The following is a 26,930-nucleotide window of genomic DNA, read 5'->3' as shown; positions in this document are numbered from 1 at the left end:
GGAGGTTTTCAAAATGAAGTCAAGAAATAAGTGGATTACCGTTCTACTTTCTGTGCTGCTCAGTTTCATTATCGGCAGCAACTTCGACTTTTCTCAAGTTGAAGCAAAAAGTAATAGCGGTGAACTCAAAGTAGCTATGGAGGCCAATTACCAACCATACAATTGGACCCAAACTACTAACGCTAATGGTGCTGTTCCGATCGAGGGGTCAAACGAGTACGCCAATGGCTACGATGTGAAGATTGCCAAAATTATTGGTAAACAGCTGCACCGCAAAGTCGTAGTTGTCAAAACTGAGTGGGATGGACTGCTGCCAGCTTTGACTAGTGGCAAGGCCGACCTGATTATTGCTGGGATGAGCCCAACGGCTGAGCGGGCCAAGGCAATTAATTTTTCCAATGCATACAGAAACAGCACTTTTGTTGTTATCACCAAGATTAATAGCAAATACGCTAATGCTAAAACACTAAATGATTTTAAGGGTGCGAAATTAACCGCCCAACAAGGTACTTCGCATTATGCTTTGATTAAGCAATTAAAGGGCGCTAAAAGACAGCCGGCAATGCGCGACTTTGCGGCAATGCGCCAAAGTTTAATTTCAGGCACGATTGATGGCTACGTTGCCGAAGATACCGAATCAACTTCCTTTAAGATGGTTGATCCTGACATTAAGGCGATTCCAATTAGCGAAATGGCCGGGTTCAAGGTTTCCAAGGAAGATTCAACTACTGCTATCGGAATTGCTAAGCCAAACAAGCAGCTGCTAAAAGAAGTCAACCACGTTTTAGGTACAATTCCAAATTCCCAGCGAACAAAGTTAATGACCACGGCCATTAAGCAGCAGCCAAAAACTGATGATAAGAAAAAGGGTAAAAACGGGAAGTCCGAGCCGTGGCTAGTTTCAATGTGGAAGCAATACGGCGGCATGATTTTAAACGGGATTGGCATGACCCTGCTCTTAGCCTTAGTGGGTACCATCGCCGGCTTCTTTATCGGCCTGTTTGTCGGTATCATCAGAACTATCCCAACTCCAACCAGCCAGGGTAAGAAATGGCTCTTAAAAATTGTCAATTGGCTCTTAGCCGTTTACATTGAGATCTTCAGGGGCACGCCAATGATGGTACAGGCCGCTGTAATTTACTATGGCATAGCCCAATTCTGGCACATTAATATTGACCGGACAATTGCTGCGTTAGTCATTGTTTCGATTAATACCGGTGCCTATTTAGCCGAAATTATCCGAGGTGGGATTATTTCAACTCCCGAAGGTCAGTTTGAAGCAGCTAGTGCTTTGGGAATGACACATAATCAAAGAATGTGGCACATTATTTTGCCACAAGCAATCAAGAACTGTTTGCCATCAATTACTAACGAATTTATCGTCAATATTAAGGATACTTCCGTTTTGAGCATCATTTCCGTTTCTGAATTATTCTTTGTCGGAACAACGGTTGCCAGTCAAACCTTCAAGTTCTTCCCGACTTACTTAACCATTTCCGCAATTTACCTGTTGTTAACGTTCACGACTACCAGAATCTTCAATTTAATTGAAAAGCACCTGCAGGGTAGCAAAAACTATAACTTAATGGCAAATCAGGTTCAAGTAGGAGCAACAAAAGACACGGAGGCTAATAAATAATGACTGAAACAAATGAAACTATTTTAAGCTTAAAGCACATTCAAAAGGCTTTTGGTGAACATCAAGTTCTGCGTGACATCTCTCTTGATATTAATAAAGGCGAAATTGCTACGATTATTGGACCTTCTGGTGGTGGTAAATCGACTACTTTACGGTGTATCAATTTACTAGAAGAACCAACCGCCGGCGAAGTTATTTTTCACGGTGAAAATGTCCTAGAGCCAAACTATAATCGGAACATTTACCGGTCCAAGGTCGGCATGGTCTTTCAACAATTCGATTTATTCGAAAATAAAAATGTGCTGGCTAACTGCATGGTCGGCCAAGAACTTGTTTTGAAGCGTTCAAAAGAAGAGGCTCGCCAAGTTGCCCTCGCAAACCTTAAAAAAGTTGGCATGGAGCAATACATTAATGCCCGCCCTAGCCAACTTTCAGGTGGACAGCAGCAACGGGTTGCAATTGCACGGGCGATTAGCATGGACCCAGAGATTTTGCTATTTGACGAACCAACTAGTGCACTTGACCCAGAAATGGTCGGTGAAGTTTTAAGCGTTATGCAAAACTTGGCCACTACTGGTTTAACGATGATTATCGTTACCCATGAAATGGCTTTTGCCCGTGATATTTCCGATCAGATTTTCTTTATCAGTGATGGTGTAATTGCTGAACAAGGCAATCCTGACCAATTGTTTAATCATCCACAAAATGAAAAAACAGCGAAGTTCTTAAGTAACTTCCAGAATAACTAGCTTTACTTAGAAAAATAGACTGGAAATAATAATTTCCAGTCTATTTTTAGCTTAGCGAAAGCTTAATTCTAACACCCATCTAAAACACGTAGTGAAACACCGAGAACACTATAAATAAGCCTTAAGAAATAAAAGCAATTACAGTATCGTTGAAGTATTTCACTTAATAGTATATAATAATTAATGAAAATAAATAAAGAAAAGAGTTGTGCTGATTATTAGAATCGTAATTAGCGGGACAATTACAAACAAGCAATGTTTTTGAATTGTAAGCTTGAAATTGCAAACTCCTAAAGGAAAAAACAAAGTGATGTTTATTTTTCCTTTAGTAGCTTCAGACTGGGTCTGTGGCTTTTTTTTTGGTCTTTGTGACATTAATAACCTCCTTAAGAGTTGCTTGTTGAGACTTGCATGTAGTGAACACCGGCTCTTTAATATAATGTAGAACTACCCTACATTTATTATAATACACCTGAATCGATGATTTGTCAATAAATTATCTTGAAATTATATATATAATATGGTATTCGCTCTAGCTTTTCCAAGAAAGTAACTATATAAAACTATCACAAAAAACGAATACAAAATCAGCATTATCATTTTAGAGTTTTACTTCTTGTCACATTGGTCTTCCTGTTGAATACCACAAGAAATCTCCTTATTATCTACGGTAACTTCGTCAATACCGGCTTTTTGTAGTTTAAAAAATTGCAAGCTGTTCCAATGAAAGTTCAGGTGACAATATTTGCTCTTTCAAACCCAAGGAAGGAACTGGCGGCGTCATGATATTAACTAAGAAATAGTCTTATTCATACACTACCCAGCAATCAGAAAAAATTAATGACTATTAGTAAAATGGGCTGTGAGCCGTCTATTGAACCTGTCAAAATAGGAAAGAAAAGCTTGCTACTCAGTTGATAAAACGCTAAGTCAAAGTGTGCAAACTAGTTAGGAAATTTTTTATACTTAAATACGCTTATGAAGGTGGAATTGGCAAACTTTGCAGGGTATTATAGCAAAACAATTAAGTTAATAAATAATTCAAAATACACGACTCAGAAAAAAGGCGGAGTTGTGTATTTTGAACTAGCTAGTGCTTTTTCATTGTATGCTTGTTTTACTGGGTGTGTTCTTGGTGCCACTTTTTAATCTGCTGCAGACGCTTTTTAAATCGGTCTTCATGCCCTTGCTCAGTCGGCAAATAATACTCGTGCCCCTCTAAATTAGGCGGCATGGTCTTCATCGTTGTCAGTTTATCTTGGGTCTGATGAGCGTATTCATAGCCCTTACCGTAATCCAAGTCCTTCATCAATTTAGTTGGGGCATTGCGAATTTGGAGCGGAACCGGCTCATCAATTGTTTTTTTAACGTCTTTTTCGGCCGCAAGTCGTGCCTTGTAAACAGCGTTGGATTTGGGTGCTAGCGACAGATAAATCACGGCTTCCGTTAAATGAACATCGCACTCCGGCATCCCTAGGAACTGACAGGCTTGAAAAACATTGATTGCCACGTTGAGTGCGTTGGTGTCGGCTAACCCAATATCTTCACTGGCAAAACGCACGAGCCGCCGCGCAATGTAGAGCGGGTCTTCCCCGCCCTCTAGCATGCGCGACAGCCAATAAATTGCGGCGTTAACATCACTGTTACGCATCGACTTATGCAAGGCGGAAATAATGTTGTAGTGTTCTTCCCCATTTTTATCATATAAAACCGACTTCTGCGTAATCAGCTGTTTTAAACTGGCCATCGTCACCCTGATCGTGTCACCATTTTTTACACCATTCAAAACAGCCATTTCCAAGGTGTTGAGCGCAGTACGTGCGTCGCCATTTGCAAACTTAGCAATTGCCTTAATTTCTTGCTCGTCAATGTTAACTTTAACCTTACCAAAACCGTTAGGGTTATTAATGGCATTTTTGAGCAATTTAATAATGTCGGTAACTTCAAGTGCCTTTAAAACAAAAACTTTGCAACGTGACAGCAAGGCTGAATTAACTTCAAAGGAAGGATTCTCGGTGGTTGCGCCAATTAAAGTAATACTGCCACGCTCAACATACGGCAAAAAAGCATCCTGCTGCGCCTTGTTAAAGCGGTGAATTTCATCAATGAAAACTAAAGTCTTCTGTCCTAACTGGCTTTCTTCTTCGGCTTGCTTCATAATTTTGCGAATTTTTGCAATACTACTATCAACGGCACTAAAACTGTAAAAACCTGCCTGACTTTGCCGCGCAATAATCTCAGCCAGAGTAGTCTTACCCACTCCAGGTGGGCCCCAAAAAATCATGGAGGAAACCTGATCATGATCAATCATTTCCCGCAAAATCTTACCCGGGCCAAGCAATTGCTCTTGACCAACGAATTCAGTTAAATTTTGCGGCCTGACCCGATTCGCTAGTGGCTCACTAGCTGCATTATTTGCAAATAATGATTCTTGTTTCATAGCTCTATCTTCTCTACTAATTGTAACCAGTTATCTTCATTATACATGGCAGTAGTAGTTTTGCTAATAAAAGATCATTACGAATTTTTTACATAAAAAAGCCCGCATAAGATACAAGCTAATCTTTTACTCAATTATTTTCAGTTATCTTTTTTAAAAAGTAAATGAACACCGCCGTCAGGTAGCTTTTTTACCATGTCGATTTTGAAGCGGTCGTCAATGCGCGTGGCTGTTTCAAAAGCCGCCTTAATCTCTTTGTCCCCATTAACATAGGGCGAGATCACAAGCGAAATTTCATCAACGACATGTTGCTCCAAAAAGACGCCATTAATTCTGGCTCCACCACAAACAGCCAGTGTTTCAATGCCAAAATGCTGCTTTAACTTGACCAGTACTTCCGCTAAATTAAAGTTCTCATCGCCAGAAATAATGTAGGGAATATTGAGTGACCGTAAAAAAGCAAGATATTCTTTTTTAGCCTGCCGCGTAACCACCTCAATTGCGTGCATGCGGTGTTGATTATACAAGAAATAATTTTGATTCCAGCCACATTTGCCCTTGCGGTCAAACGCAACTGACCAAGTATCTGACTTAATGTCAGGTAACCAATCCTGATCGTCAATACCTTCAGGACTGTATTTCGTCAAGTCAATTGTGTCTGGTGCAGCGTACATTTGGATTGTGCGCCGGCCGTTACCGTCAGCGTTACTTAAAACAAATAATTCATCACTATAATATTGACCGGATTCAGGACTCTCGGTCTTCCCGTCAATTTTGCCATCAATTGTCACATACATGTGAACAACGACTTTTGCTCTTTGCATCTTTTTGCCTCCTTATTTATTCAGAGCTTAGCACTTCAAGTATTCTTTAAGTCAAGCAGATATTTTTACCGAGTTATAAAGAACCTACCTTTTTTATTTTGAACACTGACCGGCAAACTTAATGCGCTATAATGAGATTATGTAGACTTTTTGCGAGGTGAAATAATGAAATTAACGAAAAAAATCGGGATTGGATTGACGGCAACTGTCCTGGCGCTCAGTCCGCTATTGCCAAACTTGAATCAAATGCAAACAGTGCAGGCGGCTAAGAAAAAAACTAAGGCCAAGGGTAAAGTCACGCTGCTTAAAAATGATTATGTTTATGACAAGCTGGGCCATAAGATCAAGCTAAAGCAACTCCCTGGCGGAGGTTATAAAGTGCCAGTCAACTTTACGATTGACTCTAAGAAGGGCTTTGTCACAACAGATGCTGACATAAACGATGACGAGATGGCAAACAGCTATTCTTATTACGGCACTAGGAAAATTAACGGGCAAAAATATTACCAGCTTGCTAATCACTATTACCTTAACGAAGCCGCAGTTTTGCTGCAAAACAAGCATAACATCAAAAAGGACAAGCTAGTTTTAGGTCACAGCTCAATTGTGTACGATCAAAACGGGACCGCCACGGGCAAGAAATTACTTAAAAATGCCATAGTTACTTATCAGGGCAAGATTAAAGCGGCCAAAAAGGCGCCCAAGTATTTCTTTTACGAAGATGATTGGGCTCGACACCTGCAAGTCAAATACCTGCCAACCCGCCAAATTAAGAAGAAGCAATACTATTCTTTAGGTCGGAACCGCTACATTAATGCGGCCAATGTCAGCTACATCAACGGGCACGTTGCGCGCTATCATGGAACAGCCACCGCAACCGTTTTGCGCAAAACCAATACCACCTCAGTTAACTATATTGCCACTAAACATCAGCTGAAACCGGGGCAAAAAATCAAAGTTGATCTAACCGTGATTCCATATGCAGATGACGGCTTTGCCGGCTATCTTTACCGGCTACATGACCATCATCAGGAATACATTGAGCAGTCCAGTATTTCATTGAACAAGAACTTGCCAATTGTTAATTATGAGGATCTAATTTACACCTTTGTTCGATCATTGTCCGGTGACAGTGTTGAACTATACGATACTACTGGAGCAGCAATTGGCAAAAAAATCCAAAAACCAAAATACGGCGATCTGACCGTTGACGGTCTCATGTATCTCTGGGTGCCGAGTGAAAACAAGGCCGAGCTATTCTATCATTGTCTAAATTACGATGACCAGAACGTCTTTGATGATCAGCTACCCGCTGCACCGGAGGAACCGGACAGTGATAAACCAACTAAGAAAAAGTTGGTCTACGGCAATAACCTGCTCAAAGCAAGTGACGTTAAATACATTAGCGGTCTTAAGTTGAAACCAATTAATTCGGCTAAGGAAGCCGAAAACGACCAAAAGGTAGCTTCAGAAGCCGACAAGCAGGAACTGGTGCAACTATTCAATGACGGTAAAAACAAGTATACCAATAGTCCATACAGTGACCTGATGGAAAACTATGGTTGTGCACTTGTCAATGCTTCTCTTATCCTGCGCAATAACAAGGCAACGGTCGCACAGGTTAAGGAAGCAACTTGGTATCTTAAAACAACCATTACCCAGTTTAGAACCATGAGCTATCCACTGGGAGACTAAGCGGCTGATAAAACAAAGTCTGCTTTTCGCCTTAGGAAAATAAAAAGAATGCTAATCAAAAAGATTTAGCATTCTTTTTTGTTTTTATTGCTGCCACCAAAGCCGCGGTTCAAATGGACAGACTTTATTATTTAGCAACGTTGACAACCCGAACATATCGATTCTTGGCAATACGATAGTATGTCTTACCCTTAATCCGGTACACTTTGCCGTTAATTCTAATAATACTCCCCTTTTTGAGCAGTTTCTTGGAAACACGCTTGCCTTTGTGATTATAGCAATATGATGCTTTACGCAATTTTACGTAGCGAGATTTGCTTACATTAACTGTAGTTGGTTTCTTGGCAGTCGTAGTATTGCTATTGGCTGGCTTACCAGCAGTGGTGCCTGAGTCAGATAAATGACCGGTCCTTTTATAGTTGGCAATAGCAGTATTAATGTCCGCAACTAATTGGTCTACTTCAGCTTGAGTAACACCGATTCCTTTAGCTTTCATATAGCGATCAGTAAGCGAATAAACTACTTTTTTGTCTGCGCCTTTGACTGAATTATGTTGCCCAATCATTACTAAGTCAGCATATACTTTATTTAATTCATCAACATTAGCATGAGGTACATCTGGATTGCTACTGTCTACTGGATGGAAGTCACTTGATTTTAAATCAGTATTGTCCATAGTATTATTTACAAGAGCTACACTATTACTTGGATAATCCTGTTCATTCCATGTACCAATATTTACATAAGATTCAGCAATCGCTCCACCACCGGCATCAGTTAGATTATTTGCTCCTGGCAAGCCACCGATGATTAAGGTTAAATAAAATGGCTCATTTGGTAAAGAGCTTGCTGGTATAGTGTCATTATATGCGCGTCTTGCAACTTTGGTTCCAGCTGGGTATACCCGTCCAGAGGGACCTTTAAGTGCGTATTTTAATGTACCATATTGAACCCAGACTCTAGTGCCTTGATGATTAGCACTCGCCGTGTAGGTATTTTCTTTAATGATTGAAGTTGCACCAACGCCAGTTAAAGCCACGCCGCATAAGGCAATAGCGATTCTTTTTGCTATTTTTTATCCATTATTATTTCTCCTAACTTAATAGTTTTTTAATTAATTTCATCATAATTCAGCTTTGTGATAATAGCTAGCCTCACTATCAATTTGACTAAAACTATTTAATAGTCATTTCTTTTGAAAAATGAGGTTTCTTGCCGTTATACATCACGTAGACTTCCACTGGGCTCTTTTTAGCGGAGTGATTATAAAGCCGTAAAAGCTGCTTTTCGGTATATTTCTTGCCTTTTGGCTTGTTAATCGTCCCCTTGCCAACCGCTTGAATATGCTTAAAGCCGTGGCCGACACCGGAACTCTTGCGCAAACGGTAATGTCCTAATTTCACGGCAAAGCCCTTGGTGTTACCTGCCTTAGCCAAGATTTGACTGTTATGAATATTTAAGTGACTTAAGTCAACGCTAGTGAGCTGGCGGTCATTGTAAAACATTCGCGTTGAAACATACATTTTTGGCAGTTTCCAGCCGCGTAAGTCCGCAAAGACAAGGCTAGGGCAGTCCATAAACATTTGGCTAATTCGTTCAACTTTACGCGTGTCACAGTTATGCAAATCAACCCTTTTCAAACTCGTGGCACCCATAAAGACGGCAAACATTTCGGTTACATTTTTAGTATTAAAGTGGCTTAAATCAAGTTTAACCAGTTTGTGATTGTCACGAAACATCGAATCCATGTACTTGACATTTTGGGTATTCCAGCCCTTCAAATTCACAGTTGTTAAGGAACTATCGCCGCGAAACATGGCTGTCATTCTGGTAGCACTACCCGTATCTAGATGACTTAAATCCAAACTGGTCAGGTTCGGGTTGTGCGCAAACAGATCCTGCATGTTTTCGACATTGTGTGTATCGAGCTTGCTTAGATCGACTTGGTCCAGATGCGCAAACTTGGCGAACATATAAGACATATTCCTGACCTTGCCCGTGTCAAAACTGCTTATGTCCAGGTTGGTCAAATTAGGGCAGTCATAAAACATATATGACATGCTGGTCACGTTACTGGTATTCCAGTTTTGTAAATTAACCTCAGTCAGATTACTGCCTTTAAACAGATTGTCCATCTTAGTTACATTGGCCGTATTAAAATTGTGCAAATCGAGACTATGCAAGTTCTTAGTTTGAGCAAACATGGCTTTCATATCAGTGACTTTACTAGTATTAAAATTAGCCAGATTTAACTGTGCAATGGCGGTGTTAAGGAACATCCCACTCATATCCGTCACTTGGCTAGTATCAAAATTCGACAGATCAAGCTGTTTGAGGTCACTTTCGTCAAACATCCCGCTCATGTCAGTGACCTTGCTGGTATTAAAGCTCGTAAGATCCAGCCTGGGAGCTTTCACAAGAGCAAACATCCGGCTCATGTCGGTAACATTGGCAGTGTTAAAGTGGCTCAAATCAATCGTCGGCAGTTTGGTGTTGTCAAACATCCGACTCATGTTGGTAACCTTGCCAGTCTCAAAATGACTCACATCTGCACTGGTTAAAGAACTATCATTGGCAAACAAAAATGACAGATCAGTTGCTTGACTGGTATCAACTTGATCTAAGCCCTTAATATCTTGTAACTGGCGGAGTTCCGCAAATTTTGAACTTGAATCAGGAGCCAGTCTAACCGGCGTTTCAAAGACAATATGTTCAATACTGTCAGACCAGATAAATTCCTTTTTAAAAGGCGTACTTGACAACTGACTGGTTTTCGCTGGCGCGCTAATTGTCAATGTTCCGGTGACTAGGTCAAATTTCCAGGTGCAGTCACCGTCTTTACCCGTCCATAAGCCAATATCGGCTGAAGAATTACTTGGACTGCTTGGTGTCGGGCTAGCTGGCGTATCGGCTTTAGTCACCGCAGTTGAGCCGGTTAAACAGAGCAGACTAAGCAAGCCGGCAGTCAGGGCAAGACCGCTCTTTTTGAATTTAGTTAAACTATTTGCTTTCATTTCATGACCTCTTTTCTCATACTCCCATTATAAACCGATTTTACTGGTTAAATTGGTTTTAACGATAAAACTGGCAAAAGCTATAGATAGATAGCGCCTTTTTCTGCACTATCTGTACCGATTGCTATATTTAAAGACATTTAAGTGAGCTATAATAAGCTTAGATAGTAATTTTGTGAGGCTAAAATGATGAAATTAATTAAAAAAATTGGCATTAGTCTGACAGCAGCCTTATTGGCACTCAGCCCGTTGCTTTCAACTTTCAATTACACACAGATAGTACAAGCCGCAAAGAAGGAAACAAAGAAAAGTGAAAGAAAAGTTACCTTAATCACCGATGCACCTATTTTTAATAAATTTGGACATAAAATTAAAAACAATCCAAAGAATGCGAATACTGATTATGACTCTGATGTCAATGGTTATAGATATGTTGACGATGAAACTGCGCTTCCATACTATGGCGCAAGAGAAATCAATGGTCAAAAGTACTATCATCTTGGTAAAGGCAACTATGTTAACGATGCCTATGTAAAAACCGTTAATGGTAAAAATACTAAAATTGGCAAGTTGGTTTTAAGCCATAAATCACTTATTTACACGAAGTCTGGCAAGTCGCAAAAACGGACCTTAGCTACGAATTCAGTTGTCAAATATCAAGGTGAAGTCAAAGAAAGCAAGACTAAGCCGACATTTTACTATAGTAAGTATTTCAAGTCGGACAATCAGGAACACTTTTATTATTTACCCACAGTAAAAATAAAAAATAAAAACTATTTTTCTTTAGGAAAAAACCGCTATATTCTAGCAAATAATGTCGGCAGTATTGATGGCTATATCCTGATTTATAATGGCGTAACTTATGCTACGGTACTCCAAAAGACAAATACTCAAACAATATCTAATAACAGAACTAAGCATACGTTGAACAAAGGCCAAAGAATTAAAGTTGATCTTGCAGTTATTCCATGGGCTGAAGACTTTGAAGGATATATCTATCGCTTGCACGATTATCCTGATGAATATGTTGATGGGAGCTTTATTAAGCTACGAAATTACTTGCCTACAATTAATTATGATGATCTTGCGTATTCCTTTGTAAAGCCAAAATCAACTGAAAATACTAAACTTTATGATTTCTCCGGGATTCCAACTGGTATTAACCTGAAAACTAGTCAACAAAGTAAGCTCAAGGTCGACGGCCTAATCTATTTATGGGTTCCTAGTGAAAAGAAAGCTGAACTATTCTACCACTTTTTAAATCCCGGACCATATTACGAAAATTATGTTAACGATGATGGTACAAAGATTAAGCAGCCAGCTCTTGATCCAAAAACTAACAAGTTATTAATTACAACGGAGCAAAAATTGGTAGCAATTAAGAGTTTTATCAAAGCTAGTGACGTGGAGTTTGACGGTGGTGTCAAATTAAAACCTATTAATACCCCTGAAGAAGCCGAACATGACCAACAAGTAGCAACAACTGCTGACAAAGAGGCTTTTCAAAAGCTCTTTGAAAAGGAAAAGGAGTATGGGTTTGACTATGACTATGGCCGAAAGCTGCTGTTAGAAAATTATGATACTGCCTTGATTAATGAATACAACGTTCTAACTTCTTCCAAAGCGACAATTGCTGAATTAAAACTAGCCGCTTGGTTAGTTGAAACAACTAGAAAGCAGATAACCACTTTGGATTTTGAAGACTGGAGCTAAAATAAAAAACAAGGGTTAATTTACACTATTCGATGTAAATTAACCCTGTTTTTATGCTTTAACTTTTATTTGATTTTAAGTCCTTTTGGCAATTGTGGCCTTTTACCGTTATACATAACATATATTTCCATTGGACTTCTTTTTGCGGAATGACTGTAAAGCTTCAGCAACTGCTTTTCAGTATATTTTTTACCTTTAGGATTGTAAAGCGTACCACTGCCAACTGCTTGAATGTGCTTAAAGCCCTGACCAACACCTGAATTTTTCTGTAAGCGATAATGTCCCAACTTGACAGCAAAGCCTTTTGGATTTCCGGTCTGAATCAAAATGCCCTTGTTTTGCATATTAAAATGGCTCAGATCAACACCTGCCAGCTTTTTGTCACCTGCAAACATTTTATAGGTTTCTTTTAGCTTTGGAGTATGCCAGCCGCGAAGGTCAACTTTGACTAAGTTAGGACAGTTTTCAAACATGCTAGACATTCGGGTAACACGTTTCGTATTCCAGCCTTTCAAATTAACCTTTTCTAGCAAAGTGTCACCACTAAAAATACCCAACATATCTTTTGCCTTGCTGGTCTTAAAATGATGCAAGTCAAGGCTTTTAATGCTCTTGTTGTCAACAAACATGTAAGCAAAACTAGTCACATTTTTTGTATTAAAATTACTAAGGTTTAAGTTGCTGAGCTTTTTACAATACCCAAACATGAATGCCATATCCGTTACTTTACCAGTATTGAAACTACTGAGATCTAGGCTGGTAATGTTGTAAAGAGAGTTGAACATATTATTCATTTTCTTAACATTCTTGGTATTCCAGCCATGGAGATTAAGCTGAGTCAAGGCAGAGCTGCCATTAAACATAAGGTCCATATTAGTAACTTTACTGGTATCAAAATTGCTCAAGTCCAGGCTTGTCACATTTTCAAGCATAGAAAACATATTACTCATATCAGTTACGTTTTTAGTGTCAAAATTTGCTAGATTAAGTTGGTTTACCTGGCTAAAACTAAACATGTTACGCATATTGGTTACCTTGCTGGTATCAAAGTTACTTAAATTCAAAATCGGCATATTGGTTCTTGAAAACATATATGCCATGTTAATTACTTTGCTAGTATTGAAGTTACTCAAGTCTAAGTTTTTAACCTTAGAATATCCAAACATGTAACTCATATCAGTTACGTTAGCTGTATTAAATTTACTTACATCCAAACTGGGAGCAGCAACCCCTTCAAACATCTGGCTCATATTAGTTACTTTACTGGTATCAAAATTACTAAGGTCTACGCTAGTCAGGGAAGAGTCATTTTTAAACAGTTTAGACATATTTACTGTTTCGCTAGTATCAACCTTGTCCAAGCCCTTGATATCCTGCAAATTGGTAAGGTAGGCAAACTTCTCGCTTGAATCAGCCGCCAACTTGACTGGCGTTTCAAAAACAATATGCTGAATATTGGTATACCAATTAAATTCCTTTTTAAATGGTATGTTGGACAGCTGGTTAGCTTTTGTTGATGCGTTAATTACCAGTGTTTTGGTGACTACACTATAAGTCCATTCGCAGTCGCCATCTTTGCCTGTCCAATAGCCAAATTTGGTAGTATCAACGCTTGTGCTTTCTGATGTATCAGCTTTGGCAACAGCCGTTGAGCTAATCAAACAAAGCAGACTAAACACTGCTATTGGAAGACCCAGACTGGCTTTTTTAATTTTAGTTATATTATTCGGTTTCATATCTTAGCCTCTTTTCTCATATCTTCATTATAGCCCGGTTTGCTGGTTAAATTGGTTAAAAGATGAAATTTGCGCGGTAAAAAATGAAATTAACAAAAAAGATTAGACACGGGCTAATAGCAACAGTACTAACAATTAGTCCATTATCGACAGTTTTAGCAGTTTTGACTGCTAATGTAGGCTATATTGATGGTCATGTACAACGATATAACGGCGTTGCCACCGCAACAGTGTTAACTGAGTCATACACAACTTTAATTAACTATTCTTCTTCTAAACGTGCTCTTAAAAAGGGTCAGAAAATCAAAGTTAATCTAGCTGTAATTCCATATGCCAATGATGGTTTTTAAGGATGTATTTTTAAACTACACAACAATCCAGATGAAAGATAAAAAATAGTGCAATTGCATGGCTTTTAAAAAGCAACTAAATAGTTAAAAAATCAATAGCAAAAACTATTGATTTTTTGTTTCCCATAGAAATTAAACGTATTTCTCCTATCTTTATTCAAATTATAATGGTAAGATTATGAAAATTATTAAGGTGGCAAGAGCGGCTTTTGGAACCCTCAATGTAACTTGCACTAATAATATCACTATTCCTAACGTAGGCAGTCACGGATATGTAGTTCTACTTCTTCTAAACATATTTATCAACGTCCGCTGTTGTTTTTTAGCTTACTGCTGCATTTCAAATAGAAAGAGCTGATTAAGAATGGATGAGGTCAATCGAGATAACCTAATTTTGCTTTTAAAACAGGGCATTAAAGATCTGTATGAGTACAAATGTGAGAAGTCAATAAATGGCGCATTGTATATAGCAGTCTATTCTTTTGACGGCTTTATGGATATGGTAAATATACTTGCCGCTATAGGAGCATATTTTAATGTTGATAAGAGAGAAAGTTTTGACGGCGTCCACGAATATGAATATGGCTTTACTATCAATGACTGCAAAGAAGATTTGAGCAAATATGTCTATAAGCCAAATAAGAAGCGTTAAAGCACATGAGCGTCCTAACTATTGGCAAAGTTAGTTTATTTAAGCGTCAGGTTACTATGTAACTTGGTGCTTTTTTATGATTAATTATGGCTAGAAATAAATGGAGATGTAGTTTCTACTTACATTAATCTAGGCGTGACAATTTGCTGGTAAAAGTCATGGCGACCGACACGACCATGCAAAAAATTGCAATCACAAAAATTGAATGCACTTCATATCTTATTAGCACGCCACTAAAGACTGACATAATCGGTCCAATTAGTCTTGTTAAAGATGTTGCGATTGAAGTGATTGTCCCCTTATAACGATTCGGTGTCTTAGACTGAATAACGGTAAAAAAGTTTGCCTGTGACCAAACACTACCAAATGAAACAATCGCATAGCCACAAGTTACCATGATAAATGACTTAACATTCAACATTAATACAAAGCCAAGAGCAATCATAATGCCAATTAATACCAGCTGCAAACCCAACTTTATTTTCTTGTTTAAGCGTAGATAGATAAAATTGCCGATAATACTAGCTATGGCTGCAATCGAAAAGAATACGCTAATCATGTTCACAGAAGTTTTCATTACTTGTCTTAGTAAAAACGTCAGCATTGGAACCACCGTTTGAAAACCAATATTGGCCACAAAAAAGCTTATAATAATCCACTTAATAATGGGCTGCGAAAACAAAAAAGTCCAACCGTTCTTTGCGCTGCTTTTAAAAGATCGCTTATTTTCAAAATAGCCTGGTTCTCTATTTAAGGGTTCGTAGTCTTTGACAACGTAAGTTAAATAGCCGAAACTGAGTGCGTCTAGCAGAAAGCCTCCTGCATAATTAACTAAATTGATTATAATCGCAGCTATTCCCGGCCCAAAGGTTTTCTGAATCGCAGAAATTAGTCCTACTTGTCCAGATACTGTTGACAGTTCATTATTGTCGACAGATTCTGCAATAAAAATTTGATAACCTGTCCATGTAATTAAATCAAAAGTTCCAAATAGAAACACAGCTACTAAAGTCCAAAAAATAGGGATATCTTTGATAATCAACAAGGGGGCACACACGACAAGAATTGCTTGCATGAGTAACGATATCAGCATTACTTTTTTTCTTGGCCAAATATCAAATATTGGTCCAATAGTGAGACCAAACAATGCTGTAGGTAAATATTCCATTGCCGTTAAGAGCCCCATAATAATTGACGAATGAGTTTTTGATAGTAGTAGTAGCGGGATAGCGAAAATATAGAATTGATCACCTAAACCAGAAATAGCGTAACCAATTAACAATCTAGATTTTTGTGATCTTTTCTTCATTTTAGATTTACATATCTTTTCTATGAAACGCTGATTTTTAATCAACGCTATTCAAAGTTATTAGAATTAATTTGCTTAATTCACAACTATTCCAATAATCAAATTTAAATAATATCTTCTTTTTTATTCTCAAGCATTAATTTCCAGCCTGTCATAAAGTGCTGCTCACGCAAAGAACGCAAGTCTTTATAATCGCTTTCCAGACTATCAATTGCGTCTTGTAATTTTTTATTTTGTTTACGCATTTGATTTAGTTCCGGATCATTAACCACACCCTTGAGGTGCATAGTAGCTGCTAACTCACGGCGCTTTTGGTCGAACTCGCCTTTAAGCGTGGCAAGCGCATTTTCATACTTAACCAATTTTTGGTTAATTTTAGGAATTTGATCATTTAACTGAACAAACAATTCATAGGGCATGTTTGATTTAATGCGATTGCATTCTTGGCAAGATAAGATCAAGTTGTCAAAATCGTTATTATGCGATAACGATACTGGGTCCTTATGATCGACACTGCGACCACGCCGACCACAGTATTGACAGCGATAATGATACTTAGCCCGAATACGCTCACGATCAATGTAGTCAACTTCATTTAGTTTAAAATCAACTTTTAGACCAAGTTTTTGCAAGTTTTCCGCAAAAGTTAGTTCCATACTAGGAATAAAGTCAAGGCTGCCTTTCTCACTGTCAATTACGGCTTGATTAAAGTCTGGTCGTGGCAATTGTTGCTGAGCTAAGTCGTTGCCATCATAATCCTGGATAAAAGCTTCGTAGCGCTTGCGGCTTTCTTTTTTAGTAACGAAAAAAGGTGCAGACTGGACATTGTTATCGTTTAGGCCAGTAAAAGTATAGAGTAAGCCCTGCGCAAATATATTAACGGCAACATTGGCAAAATCGGCTGGTTGTTCTCCACGTTGAATACAGAGATCGCAAATACTGGTTAATTGCGGATTAACTAGTCCTTCTTGTTTAAAATGTCTGGAATTTATTCGTAATCCGCATGCACTGCACTGAAATTTCACTTAAAACAGCTCCTTTTGCCCTTAACTCATGTTTATGTTAATTTTACTCAAATTTAGATAATAAAAAAAGACGGATCACTTACATGATCTGTCTTTTTAATTCTTTACTAGCAGATTATTTGTTTTCGTCTGCTTTGGCCTTGTTCAAGAAAGCAACAACTGCTGCTACGTGAGCAACGCGCTTTTTACCGTTTTTCTTGTTCTTAGGTCTTTGGTTTGGTTCACAACCAGTGTTGTAATTTTCACCTTTACGCATAGTACTATACTTCCTTTCAGATTTTCGAAAATCTTATTCAGTTTAACACGTCAGACATAATGAGGCAAGTAACCGTTCATCAGCAGCTAATATTGGGAATCAAACAAAGAATTGTCATTGCAATTCAATATAAATAAGGCTAGCAATGATTAACTCTTGATATTGCTCTTCAATTTAATTATTCGATTACATTTCTGTGCAACCTGCTCATCGTGAGTAACTATCAAGACAGTCTTGCCCGCTTGGTTGAGCTCTAATAACAGTTGAAGGATTTCATCACGATTTCTACTATCTAAAGAACCAGTTGGCTCATCGGCTAAGACTAACTTACTAGGCTTTATTAGGGCACGTGCCACTGCTATTCTTTGCTGCTGTCCTCCAGAAAGCTCATATATTTTATTTTGCTCATATTCAGCTAATCCAACTTTTTTGAGTGTTGCCTTAATTAACCCCAACTTTTCTACTTTTTTCTGGTGAACATATTTTAATGCCAGCATTAAATTTTGCTCAACTGTTTCTTCTTCAATTAAGGCAAAGTTTTGAAAAAGATAACTGATTTTTTCTCTGATAATTTTTTGCGCCAAATTACTATTTGGTTTGACATTAGTATTTTCTTCAAACCTGTATTTGCCATCGTCTATATTATCAATTAGGCCGATAATATTTAATAAGGTACTTTTGCCTGACCCACTGGGTCCGATAATTGCCACCATCTCTCCTTTATCAATGTGCAAATTAAAGTGATCAAATATTTTCTTAGTTCCAAAAGCTTTACTGACATTTTCCAGTTCAATCATGCTAGTCCTCCTTTGAGCAGAAATGACAAGTCCCGTGTTTCAATTATTCGTACTACTAAGTCAAATACTAATAAATCGATTAAAACTAACAAAGCTGCTAATAACAGTGAGATAATTGTTGCCTTTAAATAAACTAAAACCAAAATTTCACTAATACCGAGACAAGAGATCAACAAAATTTCTATTTGATAGCGATCAACTTTGCGATAACCTAATAAACGTTCAACAGCTAGTTTCTTTTGCTTACTTGAGATGATGTATAACATTAGAAAAGTTGTCGTAAATAAATTAATAATAAAAATAGCGATTAAGCCTATTAAGAGTGCTTGTAATCCGCGATATGAAGAATCTAAACTAGTTGTTAGTATTTCGCTTACGGTCACAAACTTTAACCCTAGCTGCTTAACTTGTGCATTTTGCACTGATTTTTCTAATACTCTTTTGGTCTGCTGATTATTTTCAATTTTAATTGGACTATTTTTATCGGTATTACTCAAGAATAAAGACTGTCCGTCTGTTATTCGCGATTCTTCCATGACTTCGATAATGGGATTAACAAATCGCTTTTTTAACCTTACATTGTAAGTAATTGGGCTAATTTTTTCATCGTAATATTTAATCTTTATTTTTACTTGCTCAGGTTTTAATTTTTCTTGTTGTTTACTAGCTAAATCGTTGTACCGATAGCACTGCAAAAGATACCTAATTTGCGAGTTAGCCCTGCGATACTTAATTGGTACTAAAAAAATGTGGGAAGTAGAATCTAAATATTTCTTTACTCGTGGTAACTTGGCATTGATAAAATTACGATTAACAGTCATCATAGCGTATTTGGCTGTTGGATTATGAATCGTGGCTTTTTCGGGTAAGATAGCCTTTGCAGTTGATATTTCGCTATCTACATAATAAACTCCCTTATTTTTAGCTATTGTCTTGAACCAATTGCTCATGATTTTTTCTGCTTGCTTTTCGTTAGTCTGAAAAAAAGAGCTAACAGAATTGACTGTTAGTAACTTGCCTTCTTTACTCCAATCCTGCTGCAACTGATAGTTTGACCTTACAGAAGTAATTGCATTTGAGACATTAACTAGTAAAACTGTTGAAGTAATCGTCATCATGACTTTTAAAATAAAGGCTAATTTAATGCCAAAACCGAAGTGAAAACTCCCCTTAAGCATATCTGCAATTGATAAGTGCTTAATAATAATATAAGTAAAAATATTAACTAATATATACAAGCACAGAATTATTATCTGGCTTAATATACAGCAAAGTAAAAAGCCTTGCGGTTGATAAGAAAAAAGCATGAAAGAAATTAAATCAAGGCCAGTAGCAACAATAAGGATCGTCAAGATACCAAATTTGATCATATCAAATAAAATATCCCTATTATTCCAGCCATTTAACTTTTTAATGCCAATTGTACTTGATTGAGTAATCGGGTAATAGGTATTAACTAAAAGAAAGACTAAAATAGTCAACACCAAGAGAAATCCCAGAATAAGAATGTTTTTCGTAAAATATTCAAACTTATTCCCAATAGTCGGCTTTAGTAACTGCGCCCGGGAAACACCATAAAAACGAGCCAATTTCTTAAGAACAGCTTTTTTACTTGATTTACCAGGAATAATGGTATACACACCATCAACTATTTGCTTTTTTTGAAAATACCTGTCCATACTTTGTAAGATTACTTTATTGTTTTTAGCAAAAACAGGAATTGTACCCTTTTGTGTCAATTTTTTTGTATTATAACTAGCATAAAAGTTCTTCTTGTCGGCCAAATCTATTTGCTTGAGCCGAAAAGAAGTTTTGGGAAAAGATTGTGGATTGACAATGACAGATTTTTCAACTACGTTATTCAGACTATTTGTTGTTAAAATAATTGATACGCCATCTTGCTTGGCCAAGTTTTTAAAAAAGGCCAGTTGATCACTAGGAGTTATTTGGCTGTCTTTTAGATAAATTTGGTATGAAGATTTTGTCTGTCCCATCCGAACTATTTGGTCATAATCTTTTACTTGATAAAAGCTAATAATCATCAGGTAAGTGAGGATTGTGGCAACCATTAAACAGCCAGAAACTATCTTTTTCATCAGGAACCTCCTATAAAAAATAGGTGCAGTTAATAACCAACTACACCTATCAAGATTAATATGAAGTTACGTATAAAATTTAATATACATTCCACCAATAAGACAAGCCTGTTGCAGGTACCTTATGGTATTCTGCATATGCAGTTACTCCTTTTTTTGCTGTACTACGGTGCTCGTCCCCCCTATAAGAAACTGAAGCACTATGCTTTTTACTACCATGATAATATTTCGACCAGCCAAAATTCCAATCAGTACCGTATGTCCAATCGCCACCACCAACATTTTTCGCAAGTACAGTAGAAACTGGCCCTACTCCCAATAAAACTGCAGACATAGTTACAGCAGAAATGGCTTTATTCAATTTCTTTTTATTCATAGTTTTCTTCTCCTTTGCTCTAAATATAAATTTAAAATAATTAAGGATTAGAAACTCATGAATACATGAATCTTAGCATAAATCATTTTATAACATCGCCACGTTTCTATAATATCAAATATCAATTTTATGAAGTTATGCAGTCTGATTTGTATTCATGGGGCGTTGCTATAACTATATAATACATTATATATTATTTTTTGCAAGCGTTTTCTATATTTTTTTATAAATATTTTATGTTAATGTATATAAAATATTAGCTAAAGAGTTTTCCCCAAAAAAAGACAATCAAAACTGATTGTCTCCAACATTGGATTTAAATACTATAACTATACTTTTTAATGTTTATTTATTGTCATTGCGCCGTCAATAACACCACTATCATCTGACAAGCTCATTGCTGCATTTTTCACATCAACAACTAGGTCATTGCCAAGATATTGCATTTCAGCAGGACTAGTATAAATCTTAAGACCAGCATTGTTTTCAACTTCAATTGAGAAATCAGGATCCTGTTTATCCAAAATTACAAATTGGAAACGTGAGCCAGCAGCACAAGAACCGCCAACATCTGAGTATTTGTTTGAACCATCATTCAAAGATAGCAAAACAATTTGACCGTCTTCAACTTGGTTTTTTACTTTATCTGCAGCAGCAGATTTAATATTAACATTAACTGTTTCTGAATTACTCATAATAAAAATTCCTCCTAATCAATGCCTGTTTCCTCAAGTATAGGGTGGAACAAGTTCAGAAGTCAAAAGTTATGTTTATTGGCCCCTTTTATCCGCTATTTATTTTATGGTTTTTTTTCTATCCAAATATTTATATTGCGTATACAGGAAAAAAAGCTCAAAATGGATATAGCAACTATAGATGATTGTAACTTGTGAAAGGGGACATTTTATGACCGTCTTAAAAAAGATCTTTAGTGATAAAATTCTGCAAATTACCGTTGTGGTGACGGTAATCAGTCTTTTCTTTGCTAGACCTCGGCTGGCGGATATTAACTTACACACAATCTTTTCTGTCGCCGCGATGTTAATTATTATTCAAATTTATGCTTACCTGCATGTTCTCGATGTACTAGCTTACAAATTAACTAGTATTGCCGATAACATGCGCAAGCTCAATATCCTGTTTACGCTACTGGCGATTATTTCTGGGATGTTTTTGGGTAATGACATAACAGCGCTTACATTAATTCCCTTGTACTTAAACATTGCTAAAAGATGCGATTTACCGCAAATTCTACCAGTTACCTTAATCGGAATGGGAGCCAATATCGGAGCCGCATTTACTCCGTGGGGTAACCCACATAACATTTTTCTTGTTAGCAAATATTCCGTCACTGCATTAGAATTTTTCTCATGGTCACTGCCATACCTGCTTGCAGCTGTTGTGATTACTTTCATCATTTTTCACTTTATCCCACAGAAAAAAATTCCCGTTCAGGATATCAAACAGATTAATATCAGCGTACGCCCAACTGTGATTACTACCGCAGTTTTTGCTTTATTCTTTTTGGGTGTTTTCAAAGTTATTAACGTTGCAATCCCAATGATTGTAGCAGCTATCTTAGCTTTAATAATTAATCCGCACATTTTGTTAAAAATCGACTACGCCTTGCTGCTAACCTTTACTTGCTTTTTTATTTTTATTAGCGATATCCAGCAGATTCCAATGATTGTTACCCTGATTCACACCATGGTCAACTCTGAGACATCTACCTACTTTACTTCTATTATCTCTAGTCAAATCATTAGCAACGTTCCAGCAACCATTTTAGTCGGTAAGTTTACCACATTTGCCAAAGCCCTCTTTTTGGGGTCAAATATCGGTGGCTTCGGTTCACCAATTGGTTCTATGGCCAATATGCTTGTTTTAAAAACTTTTACTCAAAATGCAACTGTTTCCCGCAGTGAATTTTTCAAAAAATGGCTATTAATGCAATACGCCGGTTTAATCATCTTGACACTAATTGGCTGGGCATTGATACTACTATAAAACTTAATAATTATTAAAGCTTTACCTGCAAATGCTGCTAAAGCTTTTTTTAATACTCAAGTTTAACTTTATCAGTTATAATTGAATAAACATAAGGAGGAAAAATTATGTCAAATTCAACTTGGTTAATAATAATTATTGCGATTATTGTTATCCTGCTCATCGCAATTTATATTGCAATCTATAACGGCTTACAAAAAGCTAAAGTTTACACTGACGAATCTTGGAGCCAGATTGATGTGCAATTAAAACGGCGCAACGATTTGATTCCTAATTTAGTTGAAACTACTAAGGGCTATGCCAAGCATGAAAGTGAAACTCTGGAAAGAGTTGTTCAATTGCGGAACCAGTTGACTGCTATTCCAAGTGATGATCATGCCCAAACGTTAAAGGTTTCTAACCAAATTTCTGATACTTTGAGATCAATCTTTGCTTTATCGGAAAATTATCCTGATTTAAAAGCTAACCAGAACTTTGCTCAACTGCAGGAAGAATTAACCAACACTGAAAATAAAATTGCTTATTCACGGCAACTTTACAATTCATCTGCAGCTCTTTACGATCAAAAGTTGTTAACTTTTCCTTCCAATATCGTTGCTAATATCCACGGATTCCGCAAAGTTGATTACTTACAAACGAGTGAAGCTGAAAAAGAAGTACCTAAAGTTAAATTCTAAGCAATAGGTCAATTTTATGTTATTTCAACAAATTGCCAGCAACAAACGCAAAACTACTGGCATCTTGATTTTATTCGTCATTATTCTCGCCCTAGTTGGTGCAGGATTAGGTTTTATCTGGGGCAATCGACCTTTATTAGGGGTAATTATTGCGCTTATTTTTAGTGCGATTTACATGTTAATTGTCTTGCCTAATCCCGCTAATATGGTTATGAGTCTAAATCATGCCCAAGAAATTCATGAACAAGATAACCCCGTTTTATGGCACGTTGTTCAAGATATGGCGCTAGTCGGCAAAGTACCAATGCCACGCGTTTTTATTATCAATGATCCTAGTCCTAATGCTTTTGCAACCGGCCGGGATCCAAACCATTCTGCAGTTGCCGTCACCCAGGGCTTACTTGACATGATGAATCGCGAGGAACTTGAGGGCGTTTTAGGTCACGAAATCTCACATATTAGAAATTATGACATCTTGGTTTCCACTATTGCAGCCGTACTGGTTGGTGTCATTTCATATTTATCAGGCATTGCTAGTCGCTATATTTGGTGGATTGATGATGATCGCGACAGTGACAACGATAATGGCAATACTATTGTCGTTATTTTCAAAATCGTGGCGATCATCTTTGTACTTATTTTAGGACCTATTTGTGCCAGTCTTGCTCAGATGGCTTTATCACGCAACCGTGAATATTTAGCAGATGCTTCTTCAGTTGAGTTGACCCGTAATCCTCACGGTTTGATTTCTGCTTTGACAAAAATTGACGGTTCTGACCCCATGAAAGCTGCTGATCCAAGTAGTGCTGGCATGTATATCGAAGATCCGCTACGTAAAAGACATGGTCTTACCCACTTATTCGACAGTCACCCGCCTACAAGTGACCGAATTAAACGTTTGGAAAAAATGTAACTTAAAAAGGAGCGCTCTGCAAAATAGTCCGCTCCTTTTTTGATAAAAATATTGCTCTTACTTTAAATTGATATTGGCCTGTCTAAACAATTCCGCACGCATTTGTACCGGCGTTTCATGGTAATATTCATTAAATTTTTTGTAAAAGAACGATTTACCATTATAACCGACCCGCGCAATGATTTCTTTAACCGAAATGTCAGGCCGAGCAAGCAAATTGCGTGCCTCCTGCATGCGGCGTTCATCGACATGTTCAACAAAGCTCTTACCAGTTTTTTGCTTAACTAAACTGGAAAAGTAATTCGGGTTGAGTCCAAAGTGTTCTGCTGTTTCATTTAAAGTAATATCAGTATAGTTTGCATCAATGTAACGTTCTAACGCCGTTTGCGCAAACTTATGTTGATTAGCTGGCGCTGTTTCCAAGTCTTGATTTCTAATTGCCGTAATCACAAGTATTCGCAATTCTGCGGCAATAATACTGCGCGTAAAAAGATTGTGGTTTAAATATTCATCAATAACTTTTTTCATTAACTGACTCGGGCGCGACATTTGTGAGCAGCGCAAACTTAATAGTCTCTTAGTCTTGAGAATTTGAACAAGCTGTTCGGCTACTTTTTGTTCACGTGAATTGAGCGTTGCTTTTTCTCCCAAAAAATCCGCGCAATTAACCTTTGAACTAAATTCTAATTTGACCAAAAGATCATTTTTCCCTTGTTTTTCGACCTCATAGCCACATTTTTCTTGCAAAAACAGCAAATTACCCGCTTTTAAAGTTAAGTTTTGTCCGTTAATTTTAGTTTTTGCCATGCCTTCAGCTTCGTACAGAATTGTGGGATTGCTGGTTTGGTACCGGTGAATACCCGTATTATGATTTTCAAGGTAAACCCTAAACAGGTTAAAGGCCTTGTTTCCGGGCTTTAACCGGACTTCATTCGTATCCGCATTAGTTGAATCCAATACACTTGCCAAATATTGTTCTAGCTTAACTGCTGCCATGATGTCACCTTCTAATTAGTAATTTATTTTCATGATTTTATTATATAGCAAAAAGCGCCGCTATTTATATGTTTTTAACATCTGTGATAGAAGTTGAGCCTTAAGTGCTATTAACGACGCCTAATTTGCCGCAACTAGACAAGAAAATTGCTTTTATGTATAATTGACCTGAAATATTGGGGTGCCATCTTGGCTGAGAATATACCCACTGAACCTGCTATGGATAATGCCAGCGAAGGGAAAAGCACTGAATTTTAACGTCGCCTGGCATTATGCCATGGCGACTTTTTTAGATTGGTTAAAAAATTGCTGAAAACTAAAAACCTTACTTTTTCATATGATGAAAAAAAGCCTATTTTGCAAGATGTTAATCTTAATATCCCGACGGGCAAATTTTCCTTATTAATCGGGCCAACAGGTTGCGGTAAATCGACGCTATTAAAAATTTTAGCTGGCCTTTATCCTAAATATGCTGGTAAAGTTAGCGGAACTGTTGATCTTAATGGGCTTAAGAGTGCAATGATGTTTCAAAATGCTGGCGAGCAATTCACAATGGCAACACCGCGTGAAGAGATCATTTTTGCACTTGAAAACCTGGAAATTGACCGTGAGCACTACTCAAAACGATTGCAAAAAGCAACTTCTTTTGCCCAGATCGACCAGCTGCTTGATCAAAAAATCAATACTATGTCTGGCGGTGAGCAGCAACGAGTAGCTCTTGCTGTTTTAATTGCAATGGATGTCGATCTTTTTCTGCTTGATGAGCCTTTTGCAAGTTGCGACCCTGCTGCCCGCCAATTTTTAATTAAAAAGTTGGCTCATCTTCGTGACTTAGGAAAAACAATTATTCTAAGCGACCATGTTCTAGCCGATTATGAGGGTATTTGTGACTGTTTGTTTAAATTTACCGGTCACCAGGTTACTGCCTTAAGCACTGCCGAAAAAAAGCAGCTTCTTCAGCAAAATGACCACCACGAGCATTATTCTTTTGCCCTACCAACTAATGAAACAAGCTGCTTTGAACTTACTAATACCTTAATTAAGCAGAACCGGTTACTGCTAAAGCAGGAGCACCTAAAGATTGTGGCAGGCAAAGCCACCCTAATCACTGGCCCTAATGGTGTGGGGAAAACATCGCTTTTCAATGCGCTAACCAAGATGCTCACATACACTGGTAGTTTGACTTACCGCCAAAAAGAAATTCGCAACTTACGCATGCGAAAATATTTGCGTCAAGTCGGGCAGATATTTCAAAGTGCAAGTGATCAATTTATTAACGTTTCCGTTGAAGATGAGCTTAACCTAAGTAAAAAAATGCGCACTAGCAACTTTTATTCCGATCAAAAAATTGCGAAAGAGGTGAAAGACCTTGATCTTGACCAGACACTAGACCAAGTCGTCTACTCACTTTCGGGCGGTCAACAAAAGAAATTACAAATTTTATTAATGCTAATTGCTGATCAAGACGTTTTATTAATTGATGAGCCCTTAAGCGGCTTAGATCACCAATCGGCACAAAAAGTAATGGGTCTGTTGCGCGAAAGCCAGGAAAAAAGGGGGCAGACACTTCTGATTATCAGCCATGAACTAACTAATTTGGCAGATTGGTGCGATTACCACCTTGTATTTGACCAGCAACAATTAACATACGTAGACAAGTGAGGCT

The 26,930-nt window shown here is 37.6% G+C and carries 23 protein-coding genes and 1 riboswitch; of the genes, 10 read left to right on the top strand and 13 right to left on the bottom strand.

The genetic code is table 11. From position 1 onward, the window contains the following. The first annotated feature begins 13 nt into the window (after positions 1 to 13). Together J3U69_RS03695 and J3U69_RS03690 are read left to right on the top strand one after the other, a co-directional pair. On the top strand, positions 14 to 1,639 hold the full coding sequence (locus J3U69_RS03695; protein WP_220220575.1) for an ABC transporter substrate-binding protein/permease: 1,626 nt from the start codon (positions 14 to 16) through the stop codon (positions 1,637 to 1,639). Next, entirely contained in the window at positions 1,639 to 2,388 is a 750-nt protein-coding gene (locus J3U69_RS03690; protein WP_267413076.1) for an amino acid ABC transporter ATP-binding protein, read from the top strand. Before J3U69_RS03695 ends, J3U69_RS03690 begins: the two co-directional genes overlap by 1 nt. A 1,117-nt stretch (positions 2,389 to 3,505) precedes the next feature. On the opposite strand, the gene J3U69_RS03685 is transcribed toward J3U69_RS03690, so the two are convergent. Beyond that, complete coding sequence (locus J3U69_RS03685; RefSeq protein WP_267413075.1) at positions 3,506 to 4,828, bottom strand: replication-associated recombination protein A; 1,323 nt, start codon at positions 4,826 to 4,828, stop codon at positions 3,506 to 3,508. A 140-nt stretch (positions 4,829 to 4,968) separates the two neighbouring features. Further along, entirely contained in the window at positions 4,969 to 5,652 is a 684-nt protein-coding gene (locus J3U69_RS03680; protein ID WP_267413074.1) for a dihydrofolate reductase family protein, read from the bottom strand. A 165-nt stretch (positions 5,653 to 5,817) separates the two neighbouring features. On the opposite strand from J3U69_RS03680, the gene J3U69_RS03675 reads away from it, so the two are divergent. Further along, positions 5,818 to 7,347, top strand: a complete 1,530-nt coding sequence (locus tag J3U69_RS03675) for an SLAP domain-containing protein (RefSeq protein ID WP_267413073.1) — start codon at positions 5,818 to 5,820, stop codon at positions 7,345 to 7,347. A 127-nt stretch (positions 7,348 to 7,474) separates the two neighbouring features. Here the strand turns inward: J3U69_RS03675 and J3U69_RS03670 are convergent, their stop codons facing one another. Together J3U69_RS03670 and J3U69_RS03665 are read right to left on the bottom strand one after the other, a co-directional pair. Further along, a complete protein-coding gene (locus J3U69_RS03670; RefSeq protein WP_267413072.1) occupies positions 7,475 to 8,386 on the bottom strand; it encodes an SLAP domain-containing protein in 912 nt (303 codons plus the stop codon). 136 nt (positions 8,387 to 8,522) lie between these two features. Continuing rightward, positions 8,523 to 10,361 carry a BspA family leucine-rich repeat surface protein gene (locus J3U69_RS03665; RefSeq protein WP_267413071.1) on the bottom strand — a complete coding sequence of 613 codons (1,839 nt, stop codon included), beginning with the start codon at positions 10,359 to 10,361 and terminating at the stop codon, positions 8,523 to 8,525. A gap of 186 nt (positions 10,362 to 10,547) precedes the next feature. On the opposite strand from J3U69_RS03665, the gene J3U69_RS03660 reads away from it, so the two are divergent. Beyond that, a complete protein-coding gene (locus J3U69_RS03660; protein ID WP_267413070.1) occupies positions 10,548 to 12,074 on the top strand; it encodes an SLAP domain-containing protein in 1,527 nt (508 codons plus the stop codon). Positions 12,075 to 12,139: 65 nt separating this feature from the next. Here the strand turns inward: J3U69_RS03660 and J3U69_RS03655 are convergent, their stop codons facing one another. Further along, positions 12,140 to 13,810 carry a BspA family leucine-rich repeat surface protein gene (locus J3U69_RS03655; RefSeq protein WP_267413069.1) on the bottom strand — a complete coding sequence of 557 codons (1,671 nt, stop codon included), beginning with the start codon at positions 13,808 to 13,810 and terminating at the stop codon, positions 12,140 to 12,142. 83 nt (positions 13,811 to 13,893) lie between these two features. On the opposite strand from J3U69_RS03655, the gene J3U69_RS03650 reads away from it, so the two are divergent. After that, positions 13,894 to 14,160 (top strand): hypothetical protein, encoded by a 267-nt coding sequence (locus tag J3U69_RS03650; protein WP_267413068.1) that lies wholly within the window; start codon positions 13,894 to 13,896, stop codon positions 14,158 to 14,160. Between the two features lie 364 nt (positions 14,161 to 14,524). Continuing rightward, entirely contained in the window at positions 14,525 to 14,812 is a 288-nt protein-coding gene (locus tag J3U69_RS03645) for a hypothetical protein (RefSeq protein WP_267413066.1), read from the top strand. A 124-nt stretch (positions 14,813 to 14,936) separates the two neighbouring features. Here J3U69_RS03645 and J3U69_RS03640 read toward each other — a convergent pair whose 3' ends face one another. The 7 genes from J3U69_RS03640 to J3U69_RS03610 all read right to left on the bottom strand — a co-directional run bounded on the left by J3U69_RS03640 (position 14,937) and on the right by J3U69_RS03610 (position 21,366). Further along, on the bottom strand, positions 14,937 to 16,121 hold the full coding sequence (locus J3U69_RS03640; protein WP_267413065.1) for an MFS transporter: 1,185 nt from the start codon (positions 16,119 to 16,121) through the stop codon (positions 14,937 to 14,939). A gap of 104 nt (positions 16,122 to 16,225) precedes the next feature. Then, entirely contained in the window at positions 16,226 to 17,146 is a 921-nt protein-coding gene (locus J3U69_RS03635) for an HNH endonuclease (RefSeq protein ID WP_267413064.1), read from the bottom strand. Between the two features lie 115 nt (positions 17,147 to 17,261). Next, positions 17,262 to 17,402, bottom strand: a complete 141-nt coding sequence (locus J3U69_RS03630; protein WP_090094091.1) for a hypothetical protein — start codon at positions 17,400 to 17,402, stop codon at positions 17,262 to 17,264. 149 nt (positions 17,403 to 17,551) lie between these two features. Further along, a complete protein-coding gene (locus J3U69_RS03625) occupies positions 17,552 to 18,199 on the bottom strand; it encodes an ABC transporter ATP-binding protein (protein WP_267413063.1) in 648 nt (215 codons plus the stop codon). Further along, positions 18,196 to 20,295 carry a hypothetical protein gene (locus J3U69_RS03620; RefSeq protein WP_267413062.1) on the bottom strand — a complete coding sequence of 700 codons (2,100 nt, stop codon included), beginning with the start codon at positions 20,293 to 20,295 and terminating at the stop codon, positions 18,196 to 18,198. The genes J3U69_RS03625 and J3U69_RS03620 overlap by 4 nt, the downstream gene beginning before the upstream one ends. Before the next feature lie 79 nt (positions 20,296 to 20,374). Beyond that, a complete protein-coding gene (locus J3U69_RS03615) occupies positions 20,375 to 20,671 on the bottom strand; it encodes a lactococcin 972 family bacteriocin (protein WP_267413061.1) in 297 nt (98 codons plus the stop codon). A gap of 338 nt (positions 20,672 to 21,009) precedes the next feature. Next, on the bottom strand, positions 21,010 to 21,366 hold the full coding sequence (locus J3U69_RS03610; RefSeq protein WP_267385591.1) for an iron-sulfur cluster biosynthesis family protein: 357 nt from the start codon (positions 21,364 to 21,366) through the stop codon (positions 21,010 to 21,012). A gap of 211 nt (positions 21,367 to 21,577) precedes the next feature. Here J3U69_RS03610 and J3U69_RS03605 point away from each other — a divergent pair, with 211 nt between their 5' ends. The 3 genes from J3U69_RS03605 (at position 21,578) to htpX (ending at position 24,268) form a co-directional block, all read left to right on the top strand. Next, positions 21,578 to 22,678, top strand: a complete 1,101-nt coding sequence (locus tag J3U69_RS03605) for an SLC13 family permease (RefSeq protein WP_267413060.1) — start codon at positions 21,578 to 21,580, stop codon at positions 22,676 to 22,678. A 107-nt stretch (positions 22,679 to 22,785) separates the two neighbouring features. Further along, complete coding sequence (locus J3U69_RS03600; RefSeq protein ID WP_103752750.1) at positions 22,786 to 23,355, top strand: LemA family protein; 570 nt, start codon at positions 22,786 to 22,788, stop codon at positions 23,353 to 23,355. A gap of 16 nt (positions 23,356 to 23,371) precedes the next feature. Further along, a complete protein-coding gene (gene htpX, locus J3U69_RS03595; RefSeq protein ID WP_220220556.1) occupies positions 23,372 to 24,268 on the top strand; it encodes a zinc metalloprotease HtpX in 897 nt (298 codons plus the stop codon). 57 nt (positions 24,269 to 24,325) lie between these two features. Here htpX and J3U69_RS03590 read toward each other — a convergent pair whose 3' ends face one another. Next, positions 24,326 to 25,264: an AraC family transcriptional regulator gene (locus J3U69_RS03590; protein ID WP_103752748.1), complete on the bottom strand. Its 939-nt coding sequence runs from the start codon at positions 25,262 to 25,264 to the stop codon at positions 24,326 to 24,328. A 167-nt stretch (positions 25,265 to 25,431) separates the two neighbouring features. After that, positions 25,432 to 25,522, top strand: a riboswitch (TPP riboswitch). A gap of 36 nt (positions 25,523 to 25,558) precedes the next feature. Here J3U69_RS03590 and J3U69_RS03585 point away from each other — a divergent pair. Further along, positions 25,559 to 26,926: an ATP-binding cassette domain-containing protein gene (locus J3U69_RS03585; protein WP_267413059.1), complete on the top strand. Its 1,368-nt coding sequence runs from the start codon at positions 25,559 to 25,561 to the stop codon at positions 26,924 to 26,926. Positions 26,927 to 26,930: the final 4 nt, after the last annotated feature.

Origin of the sequence: Lactobacillus sp. B4026 (genome assembly GCF_026535825.1) — a bacterium.
GTDB classification, from domain to species: Bacteria; Bacillota; Bacilli; order Lactobacillales; family Lactobacillaceae; genus Lactobacillus; species Lactobacillus panisapium.
Note: the sequence above shows the minus strand (reverse complement) of the source record. Positions and strands in the feature narration are given on the sequence as shown.